Below are 25,039 nucleotides of genomic sequence, written 5' to 3' on the forward strand. Positions count from 1 at the left end.
TTTATCAAGACATTGATATCACTACATAGTTTCGTGGTGCGCAACGGAAATGGGGTAGGGGGACGGAATCTTCAGACGTTTCACCACAGGCCGGATGTCTCCCCTCCATGCCTCATTGCAAATAGCGCGCCGGGAACCGCAATTTTGCCGGCGGAGCATTTGCCTTATCCTTACATACGGCTGTCAAAGCGCAGGGTCGTGCATTAGAAACGGCATATAAGACGCTTAAACGCACCCCAATCGCCGCAGGCCTGTTTGCATGACCAGAACGTCCGTCCCTATGAAGACTGAATTGCCCGAACTTCCCGTCAGTGCCGTTCTGGGCGATATCGCCGAGGCCCTGGCCGGGGCGAAGCGCGCAGTTCTTTCAGCCCCTCCGGGCGCGGGTAAAACGACGCTGGTGCCGCTTCATCTTTTGCAGCAGGACTGGCGGGGTGACGGCAAGATCATTCTTCTCGAACCGCGCCGGCTTGCCGCCCGGGCCGCGGCCGGGCGCATGGCTGAGCTGCTTCGCGAGGAAGTCGGGCAAACCGTCGGCTACCGCATGCGGCTCGACAATCGCATTACCTCGAAAACCCGGATAGAGGTGGTGACCGAAGGCGTGTTTGCCCGCATGGTTCTGGACGATCCGGAACTTGCCGGCGTTTCGACTGTGATTTTCGACGAGTTCCATGAACGTTCGCTCGACGGCGATTTCGGACTGGCGCTTGCACTGGACGTGCAGGGTGGGTTGCGAGACGATCTGCGAATCCTCGTCATGTCCGCCACTCTCGATGTCGAACGCATCAGCGCGCTCATGGCAGATGCCCCGGTCATTCAGAGCCTTGGGCGGACGTTTCCCATCGACGTCCGCTATGATGATCGTTGGCAGGGCGTACCGGTTGAAGAAAAAGTCACCAAGGCGATTACCGAAGCCCATGGGTCGGAAACCGGCTCCATCCTCGCTTTTCTGCCGGGACAGGCGGAAATTACCCGAACGGCCGCGCGGCTGGAGGGGCGTTTTCCCGATGATACGGATATCATCCCCCTTTACGGAAACCTTTCGCAGAAGGAGCAGGATGCAGCGATAAAGCCGGCACCGGCCGGACGGCGCAAGATCGTGCTGGCCACCTCGATTGCCGAAACATCCATTACGATCGATGGCGTGCGTGTGGTGATCGACAGCGGATTACAGCGACTGCCCGTCTTCGAACCGGCAACGGGAATCACGAGGCTCGAGACGGTGCGGGTGTCGCGCGCTTCCGCCGACCAGCGGGCGGGGCGCGCCGGGCGAACGGAACCCGGTGTTGCGATCCGCCTGTGGCATCAGGGACAAACGGCGGCGCTCAACGCCTTTACGCCACCGCAAATTCTGGCGAGCGATCTCGCCGGCCTTGCGCTCGATCTCGCCCATTGGGGGGTTCAGGACCCGTCTTCTCTTGCTTTTCTGGATATGCCCCCCGAAGCCGCACTTAAAGAATCGGTGGCGCTTCTCAAAAATCTGGGCGCGCTCGACAAAGGCGGCGCACTGACGCAGCGCGGTCGTCTGATGCGCGGCCTCTCGCTGCCGCCGCGGCTGGCAGCCATGGTGATTGCGGCGGCAAGCGAGGGTGCGGGGAAAAAGGCGGCGATGCTCGCCGTCATGCTGACGGAACAGGGGCTCGGCGGAAACGACATCGATCTCGATGAACGGCTGCGACGCTTTCTTTCCGACAAGAGCGAAAGGGCGCTGGCGGCGCGGAAGCTGGCATCGAGGCTGTTCGATGCGATCGGCGACAAAACGGCGACAGCCGAATTGCCGAGTGAGGCCGGTCCACTGCTGCTGCACGCCTATCCGGACAGGATCGCACTCCAGCGTGGCGCGCGCGGACGTTATGTAATGGCTAATGGGCGGGGTGCGGAGCTTGCCGAGACCGAGCGTCTGGCGGCGAGCAAAATGCTTGTCGTGGCCGATATTACCGGACGGGCGGCGCAACCGCGCATCCTTGCGGCAGCGGGCATAGAAAGGACCGATATAGAAGAGCGGATGCCGCACCTCATCGTTCAGCAGGACCAGCTGCTTTTCGACAAGGCGAGCGGCCAGGCGCGTGCGCGAAGGGTGACGCGGCTTGGCGCCATCATCCTCGACGAAACACCCCTGCCCCGCCCCGAGGGTGAACAGGCGGCCCAGGCGCTCGCCAATGGTATCAGGGAATTCGGCATCGACATTCTTCCGTTTTCGAAAGAGACGCTGCAGCTGCGCGACAGAATCGGCTTTCTGAACGCCAGTATCGGCGACCCCTGGCCTGATGTCAGCGACGAGGCCTTGCTTTCGCGGCTGGACGAATGGTTCGTCCCTTTTCAGAACGGCGCGCGCAGCCTGCAGGACATCCGGCCCGGCAGCCTTTCCGACGGGATTCTGTCCCTGGTGCCGCATGAGGTAGGGCGCGACCTCGGCAGGCTGGCGCCCACGCATTTCGAAGCACCGACGGGCCAGCGGCACCCCATCCGTTACGATGCCAGCGAACCGACGCTTTCCATTCGTGTGCAGGAGCTTTTCGGACTGAGGGCTCACCCATCGATTGCGCAGGGGCGGTTGCCGCTGCTCCTGGAATTGACCTCGCCGGCACACAGGCCGATACAGACGACACGCGATCTTCCCGGTTTCTGGGCGGGATCCTGGAAGGACGTGCGGGCGGATATGCGCGGACGTTATCCACGCCATCCATGGCCGGAGGACCCGGCATCGGCCCTGCCGACCAGCCGTGCAAAATCGCGCGGAACGTGATGACGATAAAGAGGGTAAAGGAGACGAAAGTGGCTGGCCATTCGATCGAAACCACGAGGCTTGGCCGCGCCAGCCGCAGGATAAGGCTGCAGACCATTGTCTGGCTGCGCTGGCTGGCGGTCGCCGGACAGACGGCGACAATCCTGTTTGTCGCCTTCGGGCTCAATTTCCCCCTGCCGCTTCTGGCCTGCGGCCTATTGATTGCGGCACTGGCGCTCGCCAACCTGTTTCTCACCGCCCGTTTTCCCTCAACCTATCGGCTGGAGCCCTGGGAAGCGACATTGCTGCTGGCCTTCGACCTGCTGCAATTGACGGCGCTTATCTACATCACGGGTGGTCTCTCCAATCCGTTCGCGCCGCTGATCTGCGTGCAGGTCATCATTGCGTTTGCCTCACAGCCGCTTCGGCACTCGCTTATTCTTCTTGCCTTTGCCGTCATCTGCTCGACAGCGATCGCTTTTTCTCCCTTTCCGGTTCCGTGGTATCCCGGCGAGGTTTTGCCGATCCAGCTTCTGCTGCATGTCGGCACCTGGGTCGCCATCATCGCCACGACCTCGTTTGCGGCCTTTTATGCCTATCGCGTTTCGCATGAGGCAAACCAGCTGGCGGATGCGCTGGCTGCAACCGAACTGGTGCTGGAGCGGGAAAAACATCTCTCACAGCTGGATGGGTTGGCGGCGGCCGCGGCACATGAGCTTGGCACGCCGCTCGCAACCATCAGCGTCGTTGCGAAAGAGATGGAGCGGGAATTAGGAAACGACGAAAAATTTGGCGAAGACATAGCGCTGCTGCGCAGCCAGAGCGAAAGATGCCGCGATATTCTGCGCCGGCTCACCTCTCTTTCCACCGACAACGAAGAACATATGCGCCGCCTGCCGCTCTCCTCGCTGATCGAGGAGGTGATGGCACCGCACCGGGAATTCGGCATCCGCCTCGAACTCGTTGAAAAGAACAATCGCGCCGACGAGCCGGTCGGTATCCGCAATGCCGGTATCATCTACGGTCTTGGCAACCTCATTGAAAACGGCGTGGATTATGCGCGGGAAAAGGTCACCGTAACGGTGGATTACGATCAGCAGAACGTCGCCGTCATCATTGAAGACGACGGGCCGGGTTATGCCCATGATGTGCTTGCCCGCATCGGCGAGCCCTATGTGACCGAACGTCACAACGACACACGGGCGGGCGGGCTCGGGCTCGGGCTTTTCATCGCCAAGACCCTGCTGGAGCGCTCCGGCGCCAGTGTCACTTTTGAAAATCGCGGCACAAGCGAAAAGGGAGCAAGGGTCACAATCGTCTGGCCTCGAGCACTTATGGACGATAAAAGAAACCGTTGACTTTACCATCCACGTTGAAGCGGCGATAAGAAGAAGAAAACAAAGCCGACGAAGTTGCCGGAAGGCCGCAAACATGAAGACAGAAGACCAGAACAACTCCACCAGCGCGCCAACGGACGACGGCGATCCGATCGGGCCCGACAGATCGCTGCTGATCGTCGATGATGACGGCCCGTTTTTGCGCCGGCTTGCCCGGGCAATGGAAACACGCGGCTTTGCCGTCGATACGGCCGAGACGGTGAGTGACGGTATAGCCCGTTCCAGGGCTGCGCCGCCGAAGTATGCGGTGGTCGATCTGAGGCTTGCGGATGGCAATGGTCTGGAAGTCATCGAGGCGATCAGGCAGAACCGGGACGATACGCAGATCGTCGTTCTGACCGGCTACGGCAATATTGCAACCGCCGTTACCGCCGTAAAACTCGGGGCGCTGGACTATCTGGCCAAGCCCGCCGATGCGGACGATGTCTTCAATGCGCTGACGCAGCGCAAGGGTGAAAAGACCGAAGTTCCCGAAAACCCCATGTCGGCAGACCGGGTTCGGTGGGAGCATATTCAGCGTGTCTATGAAATGTGCGAGCGCAACGTTTCGGAAACGGCACGCCGGCTCAATATGCATCGGCGCACCTTGCAGCGCATTCTCGCGAAACGCGCCCCAAAGTAACGATACTTATTCGCCAAAGCTGCGCCCGGTTGTCCATTCTGCCAGCATCAACCGGGTCGCGGCGGTTCTCGAGAAATCCAGCATCACCGATTTGCGGGTCGCCGGCGGCAATTTATGTTCCGGCGCATCGCGCAGCATATGGGCACCATATCCATCCGAGAGGATCAGCCCGCATTCCTCCGGGAATATGTCGGTCGGAACCTCCGGGTGGGTGGCGAAGAACAGCCGATCGCAATGCAGGCGATATTCCGGCCATTTGCGATCGACACGGAAATCCTCGATGGAGGATTTGATTTCGATGATCCAGATTTCACCCTTGACCGACAGACTGATGAGATCGGCCCGTCGCCCGCTTGCAAGCGGCAGCTCCGGCAGCACCGAATGGCGCATTTCGTGCAGAAGCACCTGAACGCCGCGACGCACCAGCATCGCCTTGTCCGACTGGCGGCCGTCGATTAACGGATTATTGTTGGTAACGGAAAGAATAGTCATGGATAAAGGCTGCTGAAGCGTTTGGCCTATTGTTGCAAAAAGGCAATCAACCGGCAATTTTAAAGGCACAACCGTCTCGCGGCGGCGCAACGGCTTGCCAAGAGCGGCTGAATGGAAAATAACCGATTTATCCAATTAAGCCTACTCCTTCGCACAATTTGGCGAATTTTCCGCGAGAACGACATGCGCATCCGCACCCCATTGACCTTACTCGGTCTGACGGCAGCACTGGCTCTGGCCGGCTGCGCCGAAACTACCTCCCAATCCTCCGCTCCGACCTCCGGCAAGATCGCAGCGTCTGTTCCGGTTGCTGACCCCGTTCCGGCGAAGGTCGAAACGGTCCAGATCTTCAACGATGTTTACGGTGCCGTGACCGATGCGGGCTATGCGCTGCCGGCCATTCCGATCAACCGTGTCAACGAGAAGTATCGCCGTCAGATTGTCGAATTCCAGACATCCGAACGCGCCGGCACCATCATCGTCAACACGCGCGAGCGTTACCTCTATTACATCCTCTCCGGCAACCGTGCGGTTCGTTACGGCATCGGCGTCGGCAAGGCGGGTTTCGCCTGGGCCGGTGAAGCCTATGTCGCCTGGAAGCAGGAATGGCCGATGTGGCATCCGCCGAAGGAAATGGCGGACCGTAAGCCGGAAGTGGCCAAATATGTCGAGGCCGGCATGGGACCGGGCCTTTCCAACCCGCTCGGCGCGCGCGCCATGTATCTCTTCAACGAAAAGGGACAGGACACGCTGTTCCGCATCCATGGTTCGCCCGAATGGGCCTCGATCGGCACCGCCGCCTCTTCCGGCTGCATCCGCATGATCAACCAGGACGTCATCGACCTATACAGCCGCGTCCGCCCCGGCCGCAGCACGAAAGTCGTCGTGATCCAATAAAGATCAGATACCGGACAAGAAAAAGCCGCCGTGGATTTCCCCCGGCGGCTTTTTTGTTTCTCAGGACTGCTGACGGTGTCAGGCCGCCTGTTTGGCCTTCAGTTCCAGACGACGACGGTGCAGAACCGGTTCGGTGTAACCATTCGGCTGTTCGCGGCCCTTCAGCACCAGTTCGACAGCCGCCTGAAATGCCACCGATCCGTCGAAATCGGATGCCATCGGCAGATAGGCCGGATCGTCGGCATTCTGCGTATCGACCACGGCGGCCATGCGCTTCATGGTCTCGACGATCTGTTCCTCTGTCACCACGCCATGGCGCAGCCAGTTCGCCATATGCTGCGCGGAGATGCGCAGCGTGGCGCGGTCCTCCATCAGCCCGATATTGTTGATATCAGGCACCTTGGAGCAGCCGACGCCCTGATCGACCCAGCGCACGACATAGCCGAGAATACCCTGCGCATTGTTGTCGAGTTCACGCTGGATTTCTTCCGGCGCCCAGTTGGGACGCGGCGCGACCGGCACGGACAGGATATCGGAAAGCTTCGCGCGGCCGCGGCTTTTCAGTCCTTCCTGGACGGCGGCGACATCGACCTTGTGATAATGCGTGGCATGCAGCGTCGCTGCGGTCGGTGACGGCACCCAGGCCGTGTTGGCGCCGGCCTTCGGATGCGCGATCTTCTGCTCCAACATCGCCGCCATCAGATCCGGCATGGCCCACATGCCCTTGCCGATCTGCGCATGGCCGGAAAGGCCGCATTCGAGGCCGATATCAACGTTCCAGTTCTCGTAAGCGGCGATCCATGCCGCCTGCTTCATGTCGCCCTTGCGGATCATCGGACCCGCTTCCATCGAGGTGTGGATTTCGTCACCGGTGCGGTCGAGGAAGCCCGTATTGATGAAAACGACACGATCCTTCGCGGCGCGAATGCTTTCCTTGAGGTTGATCGTGGTACGACGCTCCTCATCCATGATGCCCATTTTCATGGTGTTCGGCGCCATGCCGACAAGCTTTTCGACCCGGCTGAAGATTTCGTTGGCGAAGGCCACTTCCTCCGGCCCGTGCATCTTCGGCTTGACCACATACATCGAGCCGGCGCGGGAATTCTGACGACGCCCGGACGGACCGACATCATAAAGAGCGATCAGCGCCGTGACGACGGCATCCATGATGCCCTCAGGCACCTCGCGGCCGTCCCTGTCGAGGATCGCCGGATTGGTCATGAGATGACCGACATTGCGCACCAGCATCAGGGAACGGCCCGGCAGCGTCAGCGCCGCGCCATCGGGAGCCGTGTAATAGCGATCCGGATTGAGGCTGCGGGTGAAGGTCTTGCCGCCCTTCGAAACCTCCTCCGTCAGGTCGCCGCGCATCAGGCCAAGCCAGTTGCCGTAAACCAGCACCTTATCCTCGGCGTCGACGGCGGCAACCGAATCCTCACAATCCATGATGGTCGTCAGCGCCGATTCAAGAATGACATCGGAGATGCCCGCCTTGTCGCTCTTGCCGATTTCGGTCGTGGGATCGATGACAATCTCGGTGTGCAGACCGTTCTTGCCAAGAAGGATCGTTGCAGGCCTTGCTGCTTCGCCGCTGAAACCCTTGAACTGGGCTGCATCCTTGAGGCCAGTCTTGGCGTCGCCGATGGCAAGCTGCAACAGGCCATTTTCGATCTCGAAACCGGTCACATCGGACCAGCTTCCCGTTTCCAGCGGCGCGGATTCATTGAGGAAGTTTCGCGCCCAGGCGATGACCTTCTCGCCGCGCCCGGGGTTATAGCCCCTGCCCTTTTCCGCACCGTCAGCATCGGAAATGGCATCCGTGCCGTAAAGTGCGTCGTAAAGCGAACCCCAGCGGGCATTCGCGGCATTCAGTGCATAACGTGCATTCATAACCGGAACGACGAGCTGCGGGCCGGCAACGGCAGCAATTTCAGGGTCGACGTTGCTGGTTTCCACCTTGAAGCCAGGACCTTCCGGCAGCAGATAGCCGATTTCCTTCAGAAATCCCTCATAGGTATCAAAATCTACCGGAGCGCCATTCTGCCGATACCAGCCATCCAGTTTTTCCTGCAGGGCGTCGCGCTTTGCCAGCAATTCACGGTTCTTCGGAGAAAGCTCGTGAACAATGGTCGAAAAACCTTCGAAGAACGCCTCACTGTCCAGACCTGTGCCTGGCAGGACGTCGTCAGTCAGAAAGGCATAAAGCCTGTCATCGATGGAAAGACCGAATTTATTCGTGCGGCTCACATGCGCCTCCTCTATTCTGGAGATACAGATTGGACGCGGAGACGGGCGCTCGTCAATTGCGGCAGTCAGCCAAATATTATTTCCGTTTTGGAAACAATGGGGCCGATAGTCGTCTTTTTCTACAAAAGCGCCTGCAGATCCTTGAGGCGGTCGTTCACCAGCCAGCCGTAGTAGTTTTCTTCCGGTAACAGCGGCTGTTCCCCGCCCGAGGCGCGCTGCCGGTTCTTCTGGGCAAGGGCGGCGGCACGCTGCTGCGATCCGCCGACATTATAAAGCGTGGAGGTCACACCCGGATTTTTCGAAATATCCATGTCGGCAATCGACCGGTAATCATCGATAGACTTGCGGATGGAGGCGGCCATGAAGGCGAGTGACCGGTCCGGGTCCATGATCGCCGTATAGACCGCTGTGGCATCGTTTTCATCCAGCCTCTCGTAACCGGAGGTTCTCGACACCATGTCGGACAACATCAGCGCCGTCAGCGGGTTGATCTGGCCGAGGCCAAAAGTCTGGCCGGCATAAAAGGGCTGGAAGAATACGGCGCTGAAACGGTTGTTCGGATAGGCCACGCCATCGACGGTCTTACCACGGAAACTGTCGTCCCAGACATCTTCACGGCAATTCCAGAGGCTGTAGGAATCCTTTTTCGACTGGCATTTGGCAAATTGCGAATGCGTCAGAAACTGCGCGATGGTTTCGTCCTTGTAGCCGAAACGGAAGCTGCCGCCGGCATAGGAGGCGGCCTTGACGTAATAGGACTGCAGCCGGTCATAAGCGTCGACATTATAGGTATGTTCGCCGACGATCGCGCCGATCATATGGATCGGATCGATGCCGTAGCGCCCGGCCGTCGACTTGATCTTGGCGATCAGGGCCTTGTCGGAAGACAAAAGCTCGATGACCTTCTGGTATTTGCGCTCGAAAGACGTGTTGGACGCCTTGGTTCTTTTTGCGGAAGCGCCGGGAACACCCGGCTGTTCGGCATTGCGATTGCCCGGCGGAACGACCGTCGCGGCTTCGACGTAAGAAGACGCGGTGACGGTGACCGCCAAAGCAGCGGCAAATGCCAGAAGAGTTTTGCGCACGAGCGAATGCCTTTTCTCAAGCCTGCGGTTTCCGCCAGCGAAATACGCTGGGAAAACCGGATCATTCCACTAAAGCGGTTCCAACCGGAATGCAGCCCTTCCCATAAACAAAATGCGGGCTGAATGCGAGACAAGGCGGATAAAATAAAAGAGTGCGGCAAATATGGCCGCACTCTTCTTTCTCGGATCCCCGAAGTCTTCAGAGAATATAGCGCGACAAATCCGTGTCGGCGGCGAGATCGCCCACATGTTTTTTGACATATTCCTGGTCGATCTTGATGGCGGAGCCTCCGCGATCCGGCGCGTTGAAGGAAATCTCGTCCAGAACACGCTCCATCACCGTCTGCAGGCGACGCGCACCGATGTTCTCGACCGACGAATTGAGATGAACGGCCACATCGGCCAGAGCATCGATTGCGTCATCGGTGAAATCGAGATCCAGTTCTTCCGTCGCCATCAGCGCCTTGTACTGGCGGATAAGGCTTGCTTCCGTTTCCGTCAGGATACGGCGGAAATCCTCCTTCGTCAGCGGCTTCAGCTCGACGCGGATCGGCAGGCGACCCTGAAGTTCCGGCAGAAGATCCGAAGGCTTCGCCACATGGAACGCGCCCGATGCGATGAACAGGACGTGGTCGGTTTTGACAGGGCCATATTTCGTCGAGACTGTGGTGCCTTCGACCAGCGGCAGCAGGTCGCGCTGCACGCCTTCACGCGAGACGCCCGCGCCCATGCCGCCATCGCGGGCGGCGATCTTGTCGATCTCGTCGAGGAAAACGATGCCGTCATTTTCGACCGATTTCACCGCTTCGCGCTGGATCATTTCATTGTCGAGCAGCTTGTCGGATTCATCGCGGATGAGATCGGCATAGGATTTTGATACCGTCGTGCGCACCTTCTTGGTGCGTCCGCCCATGGCCTTGCCGAACATTTCCGACAGGTTGAGAACGCCGATATTGGCGCCCGGCATGCCAGGAATTTCGAAACCGGGCATGCCCGAGCCGCTATCCGCCACCTCGATGTCGATTTCCTTGTCGTCCAGCTCGCCATCACGCAACTTCTTGCGGAAGCTTTCACGCGTGCCGGGCGATGCCGTGGATCCCACCAGCGCATCGAGCACCCGTTCCTCGGCGCTCTGATGCGCCTTGGCCTGCACTTCTGCGCGTTTCTTTTCACGCACGAGGCCAATGCCGATCTCGACCAGATCGCGGATGATCTGTTCGACATCGCGGCCAACATAGCCGACTTCGGTGAACTTCGTGGCTTCGACCTTGATAAAGGGGGCGCCGGCAAGCTTGGCGAGACGGCGCGAAATCTCCGTCTTGCCGACACCTGTCGGTCCGATCATCAGAATATTCTTGGGCATGACTTCGTCGCGCAGGCTCTCATCGAGCTGCTGGCGGCGCCAGCGATTACGCAGCGCAATCGCGACCGCACGCTTGGCTTCATGCTGGCCGATGATGAAGCGGTCGAGTTCCGAGACGATTTCCCGGGGAGAAAAAGTTGTCATTCTATCCTCTCGGCTTTCCTGCTCCGGCCGGCCATCCAGGCCCGGCCCACAGGACCCATTGGTGAGAAATTGAGCTTACTCAGCGTCGAGGGTTTCGACGACGAGATTGTGGTTGGTATAAACGCAGATATCGGCTGCAATATCGAGCGACTGGCGCGCCACCTCTTCGGCGGACTTGTCTGTGTCCATCATGGCGCGGGCCGCCGCAAAGGCGTAATTGCCGCCGGAACCGATGGCGATCGCGCCGTGTTCCGGTTCCAGCACATCGCCATTACCGGTGATGGCAAGCGTGGTGGTTTTATCGGCCACCAGCATCATTGCTTCGAGGTTGCGCAGATATTTATCCGTCCGCCAGTCCTTCGCAAGCTCGACGGCTGCGCGCATGAGCTGCCCCGGATATTGCTCGAGTTTCTTCTCAAGACGGTCGAGCAGCGTGAAGGCATCCGCCGTCGCACCGGCAAAACCGGCAATCACTTCACCCTTGCCGATACGGCGAACCTTACGGGCATTGCCCTTCATGACCGTCTGGCCAAGGCTCACCTGGCCATCGCCAGCCATGACGACCTTGCCGCCCTTTCTGACTGTAATAATTGTTGTCATCAAACACCTGTCTGCCCTGCCGGGCCTGGGGTTAACGGGCCGGATGCGGCCCTTCTCGGTTTCTATGTAAGTTTGCTTTTCACGATTGCAATCTTCGCGGCGACGCACCGTTTTCGGCGTGTCATGCAAGACGATGGAACAACTGGATATTTGTGTCCCGTGCTGATAAGGAACGGCAACATTTTCACGGAGCGGCCAAAATGGCAGAACGTAAAGGCGAGATTATCCGCAAGACCAACGAAACCGCGGTTTCGGTGCGCGTGGATATCGACGGCACCGGCAAGTCGACAATTTCCACCGGCGTGGGATTTTTCGACCATATGCTGGACCAGCTGAGCCGCCATTCGCTGATAGACATGGAGATCGAGGTCAAGGGCGACCTGCATATCGATGACCATCACACCGTGGAAGATACCGGTATTGCCATCGGCCAGGCGATTGCCAAGGCGCTGGGCGACCGGCGCGGCATTACCCGTTATGCCTCGCTCGATCTTGCCATGGACGAGACGATGACCAAGGCCGCCGTCGATATTTCCGGCCGGCCCTTTCTCGTCTGGAACGTCAATTTTTCCGCACCGAAGATCGGCACCTTCGATACCGAGCTGGTGCGCGAATTCTTTCAGGCGCTCGCCCAGAATGCCGGCATCACGCTGCATATCCTGAACCATTACGGCGCCAACAACCATCATATCGCCGAAACATGCTTTAAGGCCGTTGCCCGCGTTCTTCGCACGGCAACCGAAATCGACCCCCGGCAGGCAGGCCGCGTTCCCTCGACAAAGGGCATGCTGGCCTGACGCCAAAGCTGTCAGGAAGCCCATGACAAGCTATCTCGTTCTGGAAGCCCCCAACGGGCCGGACAGGGACCACAAGACGACCCGCTTCATTGCAGACCGTTTTGTGTGGCTGGCCCTGATTGCGCCCTGGCTTTGGCTCGCCATCAACCGGCTCTGGCTGGCGACGGCCGTCATCATCATCGCGCTCATCCTGGCCGGCCAGATCTCAATATTAGCCGGCTTCGAACCAGTTGGCCTTCTCTGCGGTTTCGCAATCGGGATCATCACGGCGCTGGAGGGACGCAATTTTCTCGTCCGGCACCTGATCCGCAAAGGCTGGAAGCTGACGTCAGTCGTTTCCGCCCCTGATCTTTCGAGCGCCGAAGACATATATTTCTCCGGTCTCTCCGAAGACGCCGAAACGGCGGAGCAGCTGTCCCAGCCGGTCTGGTCTCCTTCGCCGCAAAACAGAGGCGGCAGAAATTTCGTCAACGATCCCGCCGGATCGTTTCTTTTCGACTTGAATGGAAGGCGCTGACATGCGTGTCGCGATCATCGACTACGGTTCGGGCAATCTGCGTTCGGCCACCAAAGCTTTCGAGCGTGCCGCCCGCGAAGCCGGCATCAATGCAACCATCGACCTGACCGACAAGCCGGATCACGTCGCCTCGGCAGACCGCATCGTCCTGCCGGGCGTCGGCGCCTATGCGGATTGCCGGGCGGGTCTCGAAGCCGTTCCCGGCATGCATGAGGCGCTCATCGAAGCCGTCGAGAAAAAAGCGCACCCCTTCCTCGGCATCTGCGTCGGCATGCAGCTGATGTCCTCGCGCGGGCTCGAAAAGACTGTCAGTACCGGACTCGGCTGGATTGAGGGTGACGTCGTGGAAATGACGCCGTCCGACCCCAGCCTCAAAATCCCGCAGATCGGCTGGAACACGCTGGAAATCCGCCACGCTCACCCGCTTTTCGACGGCATCAAGACCGGAGCGGATGGGTTGCACGCCTATTTCGTGCATTCCTATCATCTGTCGGCAAAGCACTCGACGGATGTCATCGCCACCACCAACTACGGTGGCGCGATGACGGCTTTCGTCGGTCGCGACAATATGGCGGGCGCGCAGTTCCACCCGGAAAAAAGCCAGACGCTCGGCCTTGCCCTGATTTCCAATTTCCTGCGCTGGAAGCCCTGACATGATTCTTTTTCCCGCAATCGACCTTAAAGACGGCCAGTGCGTTCGCCTGAAACTCGGCGATATGGACCAGGCCACCGTCTACAACGAGGACCCCGGCGCACAGGCGAAGGCCTTCGAGGACCAAGGCTTCGAATGGCTGCATGTGGTTGATCTCAATGGCGCGTTCGCCGGCCAGACAGTCAATGGCGAGGCGGTCGACGCCATTCTGAAAGCGACGAAAAATCCGGTGCAGCTCGGCGGTGGCATCCGCACGCTCGATCATATTGAAGCGTGGCTGAGCCGTGGGCTTGCGCGCGTCATTCTCGGCACCGTGGCGGTGCGCGATCCGGTTCTCGTTCTGGAAGCCTGCAAGCGTTTCCCCGGCCAGGTCGCCGTCGGCATCGATGCCAAGGGTGGCAAGGTTGCCGTGGAAGGCTGGGCGGAAGCGTCCGAACTCGGCGTCATCGAACTGGCCAAACGCTTTGAAGGTGCCGGCGTCGCGGCCATCATCTACACCGATATCGATCGTGACGGCATTCTGGCCGGCATCAACTGGGCCTCGACGCTGGAACTGGCGGATTCCGTCTCCATCCCGGTCATCGCCTCCGGCGGCCTTGCCTCCATCGAAGACATCAAACGCATGTTGCAGCCGGATGCCGCAAAGCTCGAGGGTGCGATTTCAGGCCGCGCGCTTTATGATGGGCGCATCGACCCTGCCGAGGCACTTGCCCTCATCAAGGCCGCGAAGGAGGTACGCGCATGACCCTCAAAGCCCGTGTTATTCCCTGCCTTGATGTCAAAGACGGCCGCGTCGTCAAGGGCGTGAACTTCGTCGACCTGATCGATGCCGGTGACCCCGTCGAAGCGGCGAAAGCCTATGACGCGGCAGGAGCGGACGAGCTCTGCTTTCTCGACATCACCGCCTCCTCGGACAATCGCGATACGATCTTCGATGTCGTCTCGCGCACCGCTGATCATTGCTTCATGCCGCTGACCGTCGGCGGCGGGGTCCGCGCCGTTGCTGACATCCGCAAGCTGCTCCTTTGCGGCGCGGACAAGGTTTCCATCAATTCTGCGGCGGTGAAGGATCCTGACTTCGTGGCGCAGGCGGCCGACAAGTTCGGCAACCAGTGCATCGTCGTTTCCATCGACGCCAAGCGCGTTTCGAAGGATGGGGAAGCCGGCCGCTGGGAAATCTTCACCCATGGCGGACGCCAGCCGACCGGTATCGACGCCGTGGAATTCGCCATCAAAATGGTCGAACGCGGCGCGGGTGAATTGCTTGTCACCTCGATGGACCGCGACGGCACCAAAAGCGGATATGATATCGGCCTGACGCGCAGCATTGCCGATCAGGTTCGCGTGCCCGTCATCGCCTCGGGCGGCGTCGGAACACTGGATGATCTGGTGGCTGGCGTTCGCGATGGCCATGCAACTGCGGTACTTGCCGCCTCCATCTTCCATTTCGGCACCTATTCGATCGGTGAAGCCAAGAGCTACATGGCCGAGCATGGCATCGCCATGCGTCTCGACTGATTGCAGGAACTTCTCATGAGCGCATTTTCCCTTTCCGATCTGGAACGCATCGTCGCGACCCGTGCCGCTGCCTCTCCTGACGAATCCTGGACGGCCAAGCTGGTTGCTGCCGGCCAGGAACGCGCAGCGAAAAAACTTGGCGAAGAGGCGGTGGAAGCCGTCATCGCAGCCATCGCGAAAGATCGCGACGGGCTGAAGAACGAAGCCGCCGATCTGCTTTACCATCTGCTGGTGGTGCTGAAGATTGCCGACATTCCGTTGGACGAGGTTTTTGCCGAGCTGGAGCGCCGGACCGGTCAAACCGGCCTTGCGGAAAAGGCGGCGAGGCCGACATCATGAATGTCGAGGCAGGCAGCGGGGAGAGAGGCATGCCGAGCACACTCGATCATTTCCGGCCGGATGAATATTCGCCATACCACTTCTACAGTTCGGAAGAATGGGCGAAGTTTCGCGCTGACACGCCACTGACGCTTTCCGCCGATGAGGTCAAACGCTTGCGCTCGCTGGACGACCCGATCGATCTGGACGAAGTGCGGCGCATTTACCTGTCGCTGTCGCGCCTTTTATCCTCGCATGTCGAGGCGTCACAGCTGCTTTTCGAGCAGCGCAACCGCTTTCTCAATATGGCTGACGTCAACAAGACGCCCTTTGTCATCGGCATTGCCGGCTCTGTGGCGGTTGGCAAATCGACGACGGCGCGTATCCTGAAGGAGCTTCTGGCGCGCTGGCCCTCCAGCCCGAAGGTCGATCTCATCACGACAGACGGATTTCTTTATCCGAATGAGGTTCTGCGGCGCGAAAACCTGATGGAGCGCAAGGGCTTTCCCGAAAGCTACGATATCGGCGCGCTCCTGCGTTTCCTGTCGGCGATCAAGGCGGGCCAGCCCAATGTGAAAGCACCGCGCTATTCGCACCTGACCTATGACGTTCTGCCGAATGAGTTCACTGTCATCGACCAGCCGGATATTCTGATCTTCGAAGGCATTAATGTACTGCAATCGCGCGACCTGCCGGCGGGGGGGCGGATTGTGCCGATCGTTTCCGACTTTTTCGATTTCTCGATCTATATCGACGCGGACGAGGACCTCATTCACAACTGGTATGTGAACCGGTTCATGAATCTCAGAAAAACCGCCTTCCGCGATCCCAATTCGTTCTTCAACCGTTATGCCTCGATCAGTGAAGAAGCCGCGCTCAGCATTGCCGAAGGCCTCTGGCAGAACATCAACCTGAAGAACCTGCGCCAGAACATCGTGCCGACGCGCCCGCGCGCCGATCTTATCTTGCGCAAAGGCAAGAACCACCTGATCGATACGGTGGCGCTTCGCAAATTGTGAAAGATGCCGCACAAGGCGGCATCTCCATTGCAGCGGTTAAGAGCCGCTACTACGCAAGGTCGGGAATACGCAGAACCTGGCCGGGATAAATCTTGTCGGGATGGGTCAGCATCGGCTTGTTCGCTTCGAAGATGATGTTGTTCTTCGCGCCATTGGCCTTGCCATATTGCGCTTCAGCGATCTTCCAGAGATTGTCGCCCTTCTTGACCGTATAGAACACCGGCTCCTTCGCGGGCGCTTCGGCCACTTTCAACTCACCCGCCTCGACCTTGGAAATGCCGAGCGTATTGCCGACCGCGATAACCGCCTTTTCGAAGACCGACTGATCGGCCACTTCGCCCTTCAGAACGACCTTGTCGTCTACCACCTCGACCTGAACCTTGTCCGTGCCGAGATCGTGGGAAGCGAGTTCCTTCTTGACCGCTTCGACATCGGGCGCATCATCGCCGCCGATACCGAGCTTCTTTCCCGCTTCCTTGATGAAATTGAACAGACCCATAGCACCCTCCTTGGTTGTAGGGAGGCTTACCAGACGATATTTGAAGCTCTATGACAAGCGCGAAACATTTGGCCCCTATTCGCCCGAGGGCTTGCCGCGCATTTTCTTGATATCGGAGCGGCCGGACTTCGCCTTCAGGCGGCGCTCGACCGAGCCCTTGGTCGGCTTGGTGGCCTTACGCACCGGCGGCGGCGGGGCGGCGGCTTCGAGGATCAGCTCCTTCAGCCGTTCGCGCGCATCTTCGCGATTGCGCTCCTGGCTGCGAAACCGGCTCGCCTCGATCATCAGCACGCCTTCTTTCGACACACGCCTGCCACCGAGGCGCAGGGCATTGGTCTTCACCCGGTCCGAAAGAGACGGTGAATTGGCAATGTCGAAAAACAGCTGAACCGCCGTCGAGACCTTGTTGACGTTCTGGCCGCCCGGCCCGCCGGCCAGCACGAATTGCTCCGTCAGCTCCCAGCCGGCGATGGTGATACGGTTGCTGATGTAAAGCGGGTCGCTGGCCATGATCTTTCTCCGCGCCGGTGATGCCACAGATCGCAAAAAATGAAAACAGCGGAGAAAACGAAAGAACCCGGCACAAGGCCGGGTCCCCTCCTCCTCACGAATGAGGCTCTATTTATTCAGCCGCAAGCAGCAGGCCCGGTGCAGCATCGCGAACCTTGCTATCGACGTGATCTTCGAACTTGGTGAAGTTCGTGACGAACATCGACACCAGTTTCTTCGCCTGCGCGTCATAGGCTGCGCCATCGGCCCAGGTCGAACGCGGATCGAGGATCGCGCTATCGACGCCATCCAGCGACAGCGGCACTGCGAAACCGAAATTCGCGTCGGTGCGGAATTCCGCATTCTTCAGGTCGCCGGTCAGCGCTGCCGTCAGAAGCGCGCGGGTCGCCTTGATGGGCATGCGCTTGCCGATGCCGTAGGCACCGCCGGTCCAGCCGGTATTGACCAGCCAGCAATCCACGCCGTGCTTGCCGATGAGCTCGCGCAGCAGGTTGCCATATTCCGCCGGGTGGCGTGGCATGAAGGGTGCGCCGAAGCAGGTTGAGAACGTCGCTTCCGGCTCCGTCACGCCCTTTTCCGTGCCTGCAACCTTCGCAGTGTAACCGGAGAGGAAGTGGTACATGGCCTGTTCCGGCGTCAGACGGGCGATCGGCGGCAACACGCCGAAGGCATCCGCCGTCAGCATGATGATCGTCTTAGGATGGTCGGCAATGCCCGTTTCCGATGCATTCGGAATGAAGTGCAGCGGATAGGCGCTGCGGGTGTTTTCCGTCAGCGAGTTGTCGTTGAAGTCGGGAACGCGGTTTTCGTCCAACACCACGTTTTCGAGAACCGTGCCGAAACGGCGGGTCGCGGCGTAGATTTCCGGTTCGGCTTCAGCCGAAAGCTTGATCGCCTTGGCATAGCAGCCACCTTCGAAGTTGAAGATGCCGTGCTCGCCCCAGCCATGCTCGTCATCGCCGATCAGCGTGCGCGACGGATCGGCCGACAGCGTGGTCTTGCCGGTGCCGGACAGGCCGAAGAACACGGCGGAATCACCTTCTGGACCGACATTGGCCGAGCAATGCATGGGCATGACGCCCTTGGCCGGCAGGAGATAATTGAGGACTGTGAAGACCGACTTCTTGTTTTCACCGGCATAGGAGGTGCCGCCGATGAGGACAAGACCATTGGTGAGATCGCAGGCGATGACGGTTTCCGAACGAACGCCGTGACGGTCCGGATCGGCCTTGAAGCTCGGCAGGTTGATGATGGTGAGCTTCTGTTTGAAGCCCGCCAGTTCTTCCTGCTTCGGTCGGATAAGAAGGTTGCGAATGAACAGCGAATGCCAGGCAAGCTCGGTGACGACGCGGGTCGGCAGAGCATTTTCCTCATCGGCGCCGCCGATCAGGTCCTGAACATAGAGGGTCTTTCCGGCGGCATGGGCCAGCATGTCCTGGCGCAGCAACTCGAAATTTTCCGGCGACAGCGGCTTGTTGTTGTCCCACCAGATGGTGTTCTCGGTGGAGGCATCGCGGACGACGAATTTGTCCTTCGGCGAACGGCCCGTATGCTGGCCGGTGACGGCGCGAAGCGCACCATCGATGGTCAGTTCGGCCTCGCCGTTGCGGATCGCTTCTTCGTATAATTCGCTCTCATTGAGGTTATAAAAGACGCGGGAGGCCTCGCCCAGTCCGAGTTCCGCAACTCCATTGGCAGGATTATGAACCCCAAGCTCGTTCATGACGCGTTCCTTGTTAATGACGATAAGGCCGTTGAAATTTCCACGGAAAATACGTGGCGGCTTTTGGAAACGCAAGAGCCAAACTTTAAAAAACTTAGTGATTTCAATATATTAATCGATTTAAAAGATTTTATTTCTTTTTAAATCGGTTGAAGACGCATTAAAATCCAACTGCGGCCTTTCCGCAAAATCCCCTCGCTCCAGCCCGGCGATTTGGCAGCGAGTTTTCCTTTGCCACAATTTGTTCCACCTTTATACTCAAGAGAGTGGCTCGCGGCGCACAACCTTGGCTGGGTGAATGTCGGGAGTTACGAGAAAATGACGATGGAGACCAACTATATGCAGACGATCGCGCTTGTCGACGACGACCGGAATATTCTGACTTCGGTATCGATCGCGCTCGAAGCCGAAGGCTACCGGGTCGAAACGTATACGGACGGCGCTTCCGCGCTTGACGGGTTGATCGCCCGTCCGCCGCAGCTCGCCATTTTCGATATAAAGATGCCACGCATGGACGGCATGGAGCTTTTGCGGCGTCTTCGCCAGAAGTCGGATCTGCCGGTTATCTTCCTCACCTCCAAGGATGAAGAGATCGACGAATTGTTCGGCCTGAAGATGGGCGCCGACGACTTCATCACCAAGCCCTTTTCGCAACGCCTTCTGGTGGAACGCGTGAAAGCCATCCTGCGCCGCGCCAGCAGCCGCGAGGCTTCCGCCGCAACCGGCAGCGTGCTGAAGCCGACCGCCGATCAGCAGGCGCGCACGCTCGAGCGCGGGCAGCTCGCCATGGACCAGGAACGCCACACCTGCACCTGGAAGGGTGAGCCGGTGACGCTGACGGTCACCGAATTCCTCATCCTGCATTCGCTGGCGCAGCGGCCCGGCGTGGTGAAAAGCCGCGACGCGCTGATGGATGCGGCCTATGACGAACAGGTCTATGTGGATGATCGCACCATCGACAGCCACATCAAGCGTCTTCGCAAGAAGTTCAAACTCGTCGATGGCGACTTCGATATGATTGAAACGCTTTATGGCGTAGGATATCGCTTCCGCGAAGCGGCTTGAAGAAGCCGACTCGAGCAGAAGGGACCGCCCGATCTGGGGTGGTGAGGACTTTAATACGTGTTGAAGAAAACGCCGGAAACCGTCTCGGATAGTGACGATGCCGAAGAACGCGGCAGCGAACGCCGCCATCGTATCCATCCGCTGACGATCATCCGGCGCATTTTCGGCAATGCGGTGTTTTCCAGCCTCACGCGCCGCATTCTTTTCTTCAACGTTGCGGCGACGGTGGTTCTGGTCGGCGGCATTCTCTATCTCAACCAGTTCCGCGAAGGGCTGATCGACGCACGGGTGGAAAGCCTGTTGACGCAGGGCGAAATCATTGCCGGTGCGGTCTCGGCTTCCGCCTCCGTCGATACCAATTCGATCACCATCAATCCGGAAAAGCTGCTCGAATTGCAGGCGGGGCAGAGCATTACCCCCGCCCCCAATGACGAGGACCTGAGTTTCCCGATCAATCCGGAGCGGGTGGCGCCGGTGCTGCGGCGGCTGATCTCGCCGACGCGTACCCGCGCACGGCTGTTCGATGCCGACGCCAACCTGCTGCTCGATTCCCGCCATCTTTATTCGCGCGGTCAGGTTCTGCGCTTCGATCTGCCGCCAGTGACGCCGGAGACGCAGACCTGGGGCGACTGGTTCACCAGCATGTTCAACCGCATGCTGCAGCCCAGCAGCCTGCCGCAATACAAGGAAGCGCCGGGTGGCGACGGCTCGATCTATCCGGAAGTGATGAATGCGCTGACGGGTGTTCGCGGCGCTGTCGTGCGCGTCACCGAAAAGGGCGAACTGATCGTTTCTGTGGCTGTGCCGGTACAGCGCTTCCGGGCCGTGCTCGGCGTTCTGCTTCTGTCGACGCAGGCGGGCGATATCGACAAGATCGTGCATGCGGAGCGCCTTGCGATCATGCGCGTCTTCGGCATCGCCACCCTGGTCAATATCGTGCTGTCACTGCTCCTGTCCTCCACCATCGCCACGCCGCTGCGGCGCCTTTCGGCCGCCGCGATCCGAGTGCGCCGCGGCGCAAGGACGCGTGAGGAAATACCGGATTTCTCGGCGCGCCAGGATGAGATCGGCAATCTTTCGATTGCGCTGCGTGAAATGACGACGGCGCTCTACGACCGTATCGATGCCATCGAAAGTTTCGCCGCCGATGTCAGCCATGAACTCAAAAACCCGCTGACCTCGCTGCGCAGCGCCGTGGAAACCCTGCCGCGCGCCAAGACCGAAGAGTCCAAGCAGCGCCTGACCGAGATCATCTTCCACGACGTCCGCCGTCTAGACCGCCTGATCAGCGACATTTCGGATGCGTCGCGGCTCGATGCCGAGTTGGCGCGCGCCGACGCCTCGCCGCTCGATCTCGATGTTCTGATGAAGGGTCTGGTGGACATATCCCGTCAGATAAGCACCAAAAAGAAAAGCGTGACGATCGACTATTCTGTCGACCGGAAAGCGGGCGCAAAGACCTCGTTCGTGGTGAACGGCCACGATCTCCGCATTGGCCAGATCGTTACCAACCTCATCGAGAATGCACGCTCTTTCGTTGCCGAGGACAGTGGCCGCATCACCGTGCGCCTTTCCCGTCACAAGGATCGCTGCATCGTGCAAGTGGAGGACAACGGCCCCGGCATTCAGGCGGAAGATATCGACCGGATCTTCGAGCGCTTTTACACCGACCGGCCGGCGAGCGAAGGGTTCGGCCAGAATTCGGGCCTTGGCCTTTCCATCAGCCGGCAGATCGCCGAAGCCCATGGCGGCAGTCTCCGGGCGGAAAATGTCGTTGACAAATATGGCGTGATTTCCGGCGCGCGCTTCACCCTGTCGCTGCCGGCGGCCGAAACCCATGAACGCTGAACGCTTCAACCTTCACGCCACTGCCATCGTCGTTCAAAACACCGGCATCCTCTTTGCCGGACCATCGGGCAGCGGTAAAAGCGAGCTTGCCTTCAGCTTCCTGACGGAGGCTGAACGCTGCGGATTGCCGGCCGCACTGATCGCGGACGATCAGATTTTCGTGTATCGCGACGGCGAAACCATCATCGCCGAGCGGCCGGAAACAATCGCCGGCCTGCTGGAATTGCGCGGCAGCGGCATTGTTTCGTTGAAAAGCATTGCGCGCGCGCCACTACATTTCGCCGTCACGACAGTTCTTTCACCTGAAAATCCAAGACTTCCAGAAGATGACGAAGTGTTGTTGCTACCCTGCGGCGGGCATCTTCCGCTCTTACGTATTCCGCTTTCCAGTCTTACGCCCTATGGAAAATTTGCTGCACTTGCTCAGAATCTTTTTAAAACGAATGTGAAGTGACCGTGATTCAGGCGATTTTAGGCTTGCGATTCGCATTTTCCTCATCAAGATGAAATCCCACCGATGGACAGGATTGCCGCGTTGCGATAGTCGGCAATGAGAGTGCGTGTGCAAGGGAGCATTTCATGATCGGACTAGTGCTTGTCACCCATGGCAAGCTGGCTGAGGAGTTTCGCCATGCGTTGGAGCATGTCGTCGGTCCCCAGAAATTGATCGAGACGGTCTGTATCGGTCCCGAAGACGACATGGATCAGCGCCGGCAGGACATCATCGACGCCGTTGCGCGTGCCAATGATGGCAATGGCGTCATCATCCTGACGGACATGTTCGGCGGCACGCCCTCCAATCTCGCGATTTCCGTCATGAACAACGGCAATGTCGAAGTCATCGCCGGGGTCAATCTTCCCATGCTGATCAAGCTTGCCGGCGTTCGCAGCGAAGATAACATGGACAAGGCCCTTCAGGATGCATCCGATGCCGGCCGCAAATATATCAACGTCGCCAGCCGCGTTTTGAGCGGCAAATAAGAAGTCAGCCCATGTCGCCATTTACCCGGGAACTACCGATCATCAATAAACGCGGTCTCCACGCCCGGGCATCCGCCAAATTCGTGCAGATGGTCGAAGGTTTCGACGCGACGATCACGGTTTCCAAAGACGGCATGACCGTTGGCGGCACCTCCATCATGGGTCTTATGATGCTGGCCGCAAGCCCCGGATGCAGCGTCTATGTCGAGGCGAGCGGCAATCAGGCGAAAGAAGCGATCGAAGCGCTCGAGGCGCTGGTCGCCGACCGCTTCGGCGAAGAAGCCTGAGCCGGCACCATATAAAGACATAAAGACTTCTTTATATCATCATTGCCAGATCGTTCGTGGCCTGCTAAACCGCTGCTACGTTTAAAAGCCGGGCCGCAAGGCGCGGCGTTTCTGATCTGGAGAACTTCATGAGCCTTGAGAAGGACTACATCGTCGCCGATATCAACCTTGCCGCGTTCGGCCGCAAGGAGCTGGACATTGCCGAAACCGAAATGCCGGGCCTGATGTCCTGCCGCAAGGAATTCGGCGAAAGCAAGCCCCTGAAGGGCGCACGTATCACCGGTTCTCTTCACATGACGATCCAGACCGGCGTTCTCATCGAGACGCTGAAGGAACTGGGCGCGGATGTTCGCTGGGCCTCCTGCAACATTTTCTCGACGCAGGATCATGCGGCGGCGGCAATTGCGGCGGCCGGCATTCCGGTCTTCGCGGTCAAGGGTGAAAGCCTGACAGAATATTGGGAATATACCGACAGGATCTTCCAGTGGGCCGATGGCGGCCTCTCCAACATGATCCTTGACGATGGCGGCGACGCCACCATGTATATCCTGCTCGGCGCACGTGCTGAAGCCGGCGAGGACGTTCTGTCCAATCCCGGTTCGGAAGAAGAGGAAATCCTCTTCGCGCAGATCAACAAGCGCCTCAAGGCTTCCCCCGGCTGGTTCACCAAACAGCGCGACGCGCTGAAGGGTGTCACAGAAGAAACGACGACCGGCGTTCACCGTCTTTACGATCTCAGCAAGAAGGGCCTGCTGCCCTTCCCGGCCATCAACGTCAACGACAGCGTCACCAAGTCGAAGTTCGACAACAAGTATGGCTGCAAGGAATCGCTCGTCGACGGCATTCGCCGCGCAACCGACGTGATGATGGCCGGCAAGGTTGCCGTGGTCTGCGGTTACGGCGATGTGGGCAAGGGTTCTGCCGCTTCGCTGCAGGGCGCCGGCGCCCGCGTGAAGGTCACCGAAATCGACCCGATCTGCGCGCTTCAGGCTGCCATGGACGGTTTCGAAGTCGTTCGCCTGGAAGACGTCATCTCGTCTGCAGATATCTTCATCACCACGACAGGCAACAAGGACGTGATCCGCATCGAGCATATGCGCGAGATGAAGGACATGGCCATCGTCGGCAATATCGGCCATTTCGATAATGAAATTCAGGTCGCATCGCTGCGTAACCTCAAGTGGACGAACATCAAGCCGCAGGTCGACATGATCGAGTTCCCGAAGGGTAACCGCATCATCCTGCTCTCGGAAGGCCGCCTGCTGAACCTCGGCAACGCCACCGGTCACCCGTCCTTCGTGATGTCGGCGTCCTTCACCAACCAGGTGCTGGGCCAGATCGAGCTCTTCACCAAGCAGGGCGAATACAAGAACGAGGTTTACGTGCTGCCGAAGCACCTCGACGAGAAGGTCGCACGCCTTCATCTCGAGAAGCTTGGCGTGCGCCTGACCGAACTTTCCGACCTTCAGGCTGATTATATCGGCATCTCGAAGGAAGGTCCGTTCAAGGCTGAACACTACAGATATTAATATCATAGTTAATATCCACTAAAATTACACAACATCTAGATGCCGCGCACTTGACAAAGTGCGCGGCATCTTTTTTGCGCGCTCCCTTTCCGCAGATTTATGAAGGCGGTATTGTCATCAGACTTGATTCGGACACGCCAAAGGGCGGCGGGGACGAAATGGGATGTCTTGTCGAAGATGCGGCACATAGGACGGAGACAGACC

At 59.1% G+C, this 25,039-nt stretch carries 25 protein-coding genes; 17 read left to right on the plus strand and 8 right to left on the minus strand.

The genetic code is table 11. The features are described 5' to 3' along the window. Positions 1 to 280: 280 nt before the first annotated feature. The 3 genes from hrpB (at position 281) to AC5I5B_RS19395 (ending at position 4,744) form a co-directional block, all read left to right on the plus strand. Positions 281 to 2,746 carry an ATP-dependent helicase HrpB gene (gene hrpB / locus AC5I5B_RS19385; RefSeq protein WP_162695611.1) on the plus strand — a complete coding sequence of 822 codons (2,466 nt, stop codon included), beginning with the start codon at positions 281 to 283 and terminating at the stop codon, positions 2,744 to 2,746. Between the two features lie 29 nt (positions 2,747 to 2,775). Then, a complete protein-coding gene (actS, locus tag AC5I5B_RS19390; RefSeq protein ID WP_112958694.1) occupies positions 2,776 to 4,083 on the plus strand; it encodes a two-component system sensor histidine kinase ActS in 1,308 nt (435 codons plus the stop codon). A 73-nt stretch (positions 4,084 to 4,156) separates the two neighbouring features. After that, complete coding sequence (locus AC5I5B_RS19395; protein WP_111792806.1) at positions 4,157 to 4,744, plus strand: ActR/PrrA/RegA family redox response regulator transcription factor; 588 nt, start codon at positions 4,157 to 4,159, stop codon at positions 4,742 to 4,744. A gap of 6 nt (positions 4,745 to 4,750) precedes the next feature. Here the strand turns inward: AC5I5B_RS19395 and AC5I5B_RS19400 are convergent, their stop codons facing one another. Next, positions 4,751 to 5,236 (minus strand): MmcB family DNA repair protein, encoded by a 486-nt coding sequence (locus AC5I5B_RS19400; protein WP_004444350.1) that lies wholly within the window; start codon positions 5,234 to 5,236, stop codon positions 4,751 to 4,753. Positions 5,237 to 5,419: 183 nt separating this feature from the next. Between AC5I5B_RS19400 and AC5I5B_RS19405 the strand changes: the two genes are divergently transcribed. Further along, positions 5,420 to 6,133: a L,D-transpeptidase gene (locus tag AC5I5B_RS19405; protein ID WP_003505393.1), complete on the plus strand. Its 714-nt coding sequence runs from the start codon at positions 5,420 to 5,422 to the stop codon at positions 6,131 to 6,133. Positions 6,134 to 6,211: 78 nt separating this feature from the next. Here the strand turns inward: AC5I5B_RS19405 and AC5I5B_RS19410 are convergent, their stop codons facing one another. The 4 genes from AC5I5B_RS19410 to hslV form a co-directional block, all read right to left on the minus strand. Next, a complete protein-coding gene (locus tag AC5I5B_RS19410; protein ID WP_162695545.1) occupies positions 6,212 to 8,380 on the minus strand; it encodes a malate synthase G in 2,169 nt (722 codons plus the stop codon). Positions 8,381 to 8,499: 119 nt separating this feature from the next. Then, entirely contained in the window at positions 8,500 to 9,465 is a 966-nt protein-coding gene (locus AC5I5B_RS19415) for a DUF1402 family protein (RefSeq protein ID WP_003505391.1), read from the minus strand. Positions 9,466 to 9,664: 199 nt separating this feature from the next. After that, a complete protein-coding gene (gene hslU / locus AC5I5B_RS19420) occupies positions 9,665 to 10,972 on the minus strand; it encodes an ATP-dependent protease ATPase subunit HslU (protein WP_020010668.1) in 1,308 nt (435 codons plus the stop codon). Positions 10,973 to 11,047: 75 nt separating this feature from the next. Further along, positions 11,048 to 11,572, minus strand: coding sequence for an ATP-dependent protease subunit HslV (hslV, locus tag AC5I5B_RS19425; RefSeq protein WP_003505389.1), 525 nt, complete (start codon positions 11,570 to 11,572; stop codon positions 11,048 to 11,050). A gap of 200 nt (positions 11,573 to 11,772) precedes the next feature. Here hslV and hisB point away from each other — a divergent pair, with 200 nt between their 5' ends. The 7 genes from hisB to coaA are packed head-to-tail and all read left to right on the plus strand — an operon-like array spanning position 11,773 to position 16,393. Further along, positions 11,773 to 12,369 carry an imidazoleglycerol-phosphate dehydratase HisB gene (hisB, locus tag AC5I5B_RS19430; RefSeq protein ID WP_020010670.1) on the plus strand — a complete coding sequence of 199 codons (597 nt, stop codon included), beginning with the start codon at positions 11,773 to 11,775 and terminating at the stop codon, positions 12,367 to 12,369. 22 nt (positions 12,370 to 12,391) lie between these two features. Next, positions 12,392 to 12,886 (plus strand): DUF2628 domain-containing protein, encoded by a 495-nt coding sequence (locus AC5I5B_RS19435; protein ID WP_020808748.1) that lies wholly within the window; start codon positions 12,392 to 12,394, stop codon positions 12,884 to 12,886. 1 nt (position 12,887) lies between these two features. Further along, positions 12,888 to 13,538 (plus strand): imidazole glycerol phosphate synthase subunit HisH, encoded by a 651-nt coding sequence (hisH, locus tag AC5I5B_RS19440; RefSeq protein WP_003505386.1) that lies wholly within the window; start codon positions 12,888 to 12,890, stop codon positions 13,536 to 13,538. Between the two features lies 1 nt (position 13,539). Further along, entirely contained in the window at positions 13,540 to 14,283 is a 744-nt protein-coding gene (gene hisA / locus AC5I5B_RS19445; RefSeq protein WP_111792803.1) for a 1-(5-phosphoribosyl)-5-[(5-phosphoribosylamino)methylideneamino]imidazole-4-carboxamide isomerase, read from the plus strand. Further along, positions 14,280 to 15,056: an imidazole glycerol phosphate synthase subunit HisF gene (hisF, locus tag AC5I5B_RS19450; RefSeq protein WP_003505384.1), complete on the plus strand. Its 777-nt coding sequence runs from the start codon at positions 14,280 to 14,282 to the stop codon at positions 15,054 to 15,056. Before hisA ends, hisF begins: the two co-directional genes overlap by 4 nt. 15 nt (positions 15,057 to 15,071) lie before the next feature. Continuing rightward, the gene (locus tag AC5I5B_RS19455) at positions 15,072 to 15,395 is read left to right on the plus strand and encodes a phosphoribosyl-ATP diphosphatase (protein ID WP_003505383.1); all 324 of its coding nucleotides are present in this window, start codon (positions 15,072 to 15,074) and stop codon (positions 15,393 to 15,395) included. Next, positions 15,392 to 16,393, plus strand: a complete 1,002-nt coding sequence (coaA, locus tag AC5I5B_RS19460) for a type I pantothenate kinase (RefSeq protein ID WP_020010676.1) — start codon at positions 15,392 to 15,394, stop codon at positions 16,391 to 16,393. Before AC5I5B_RS19455 ends, coaA begins: the two co-directional genes overlap by 4 nt. A gap of 49 nt (positions 16,394 to 16,442) precedes the next feature. Here coaA and lysM read toward each other — a convergent pair whose 3' ends face one another. The 3 genes from lysM to AC5I5B_RS19475 form a co-directional block, all read right to left on the minus strand. Further along, positions 16,443 to 16,892 (minus strand): peptidoglycan-binding protein LysM, encoded by a 450-nt coding sequence (lysM, locus tag AC5I5B_RS19465; RefSeq protein ID WP_020010677.1) that lies wholly within the window; start codon positions 16,890 to 16,892, stop codon positions 16,443 to 16,445. 75 nt (positions 16,893 to 16,967) lie between these two features. Further along, positions 16,968 to 17,402, minus strand: a complete 435-nt coding sequence (gene arfB, locus AC5I5B_RS19470) for an alternative ribosome rescue aminoacyl-tRNA hydrolase ArfB (protein WP_003505379.1) — start codon at positions 17,400 to 17,402, stop codon at positions 16,968 to 16,970. A gap of 112 nt (positions 17,403 to 17,514) precedes the next feature. Next, on the minus strand, positions 17,515 to 19,125 hold the full coding sequence (locus tag AC5I5B_RS19475; protein ID WP_107677715.1) for a phosphoenolpyruvate carboxykinase: 1,611 nt from the start codon (positions 19,123 to 19,125) through the stop codon (positions 17,515 to 17,517). A 339-nt stretch (positions 19,126 to 19,464) separates the two neighbouring features. Here AC5I5B_RS19475 and chvI point away from each other — a divergent pair, with 339 nt between their 5' ends. The 6 genes from chvI to ahcY all read left to right on the plus strand — a co-directional run bounded on the left by chvI (position 19,465) and on the right by ahcY (position 24,835). Continuing rightward, on the plus strand, positions 19,465 to 20,190 hold the full coding sequence (gene chvI / locus AC5I5B_RS19480; protein WP_003505377.1) for a two-component system response regulator ChvI: 726 nt from the start codon (positions 19,465 to 19,467) through the stop codon (positions 20,188 to 20,190). A 57-nt stretch (positions 20,191 to 20,247) separates the two neighbouring features. Further along, the gene (gene chvG, locus AC5I5B_RS19485; RefSeq protein WP_060725280.1) at positions 20,248 to 22,038 is read left to right on the plus strand and encodes a two-component system sensor histidine kinase ChvG; all 1,791 of its coding nucleotides are present in this window, start codon (positions 20,248 to 20,250) and stop codon (positions 22,036 to 22,038) included. Then, positions 22,028 to 22,492, plus strand: coding sequence for an HPr kinase/phosphorylase (locus AC5I5B_RS19490; protein WP_003505375.1), 465 nt, complete (start codon positions 22,028 to 22,030; stop codon positions 22,490 to 22,492). The genes chvG and AC5I5B_RS19490 overlap by 11 nt, the downstream gene beginning before the upstream one ends. A gap of 125 nt (positions 22,493 to 22,617) precedes the next feature. After that, the gene (locus AC5I5B_RS19495) at positions 22,618 to 23,019 is read left to right on the plus strand and encodes a PTS sugar transporter subunit IIA (RefSeq protein ID WP_003505374.1); all 402 of its coding nucleotides are present in this window, start codon (positions 22,618 to 22,620) and stop codon (positions 23,017 to 23,019) included. Between the two features lie 11 nt (positions 23,020 to 23,030). After that, the gene (locus tag AC5I5B_RS19500; protein WP_003505372.1) at positions 23,031 to 23,306 is read left to right on the plus strand and encodes an HPr family phosphocarrier protein; all 276 of its coding nucleotides are present in this window, start codon (positions 23,031 to 23,033) and stop codon (positions 23,304 to 23,306) included. Positions 23,307 to 23,434: 128 nt separating this feature from the next. Then, positions 23,435 to 24,835, plus strand: a complete 1,401-nt coding sequence (gene ahcY / locus AC5I5B_RS19505) for an adenosylhomocysteinase (RefSeq protein ID WP_020010684.1) — start codon at positions 23,435 to 23,437, stop codon at positions 24,833 to 24,835. Positions 24,836 to 25,039: the final 204 nt, after the last annotated feature.

It is taken from the genome of Agrobacterium sp., from assembly GCF_059499945.1.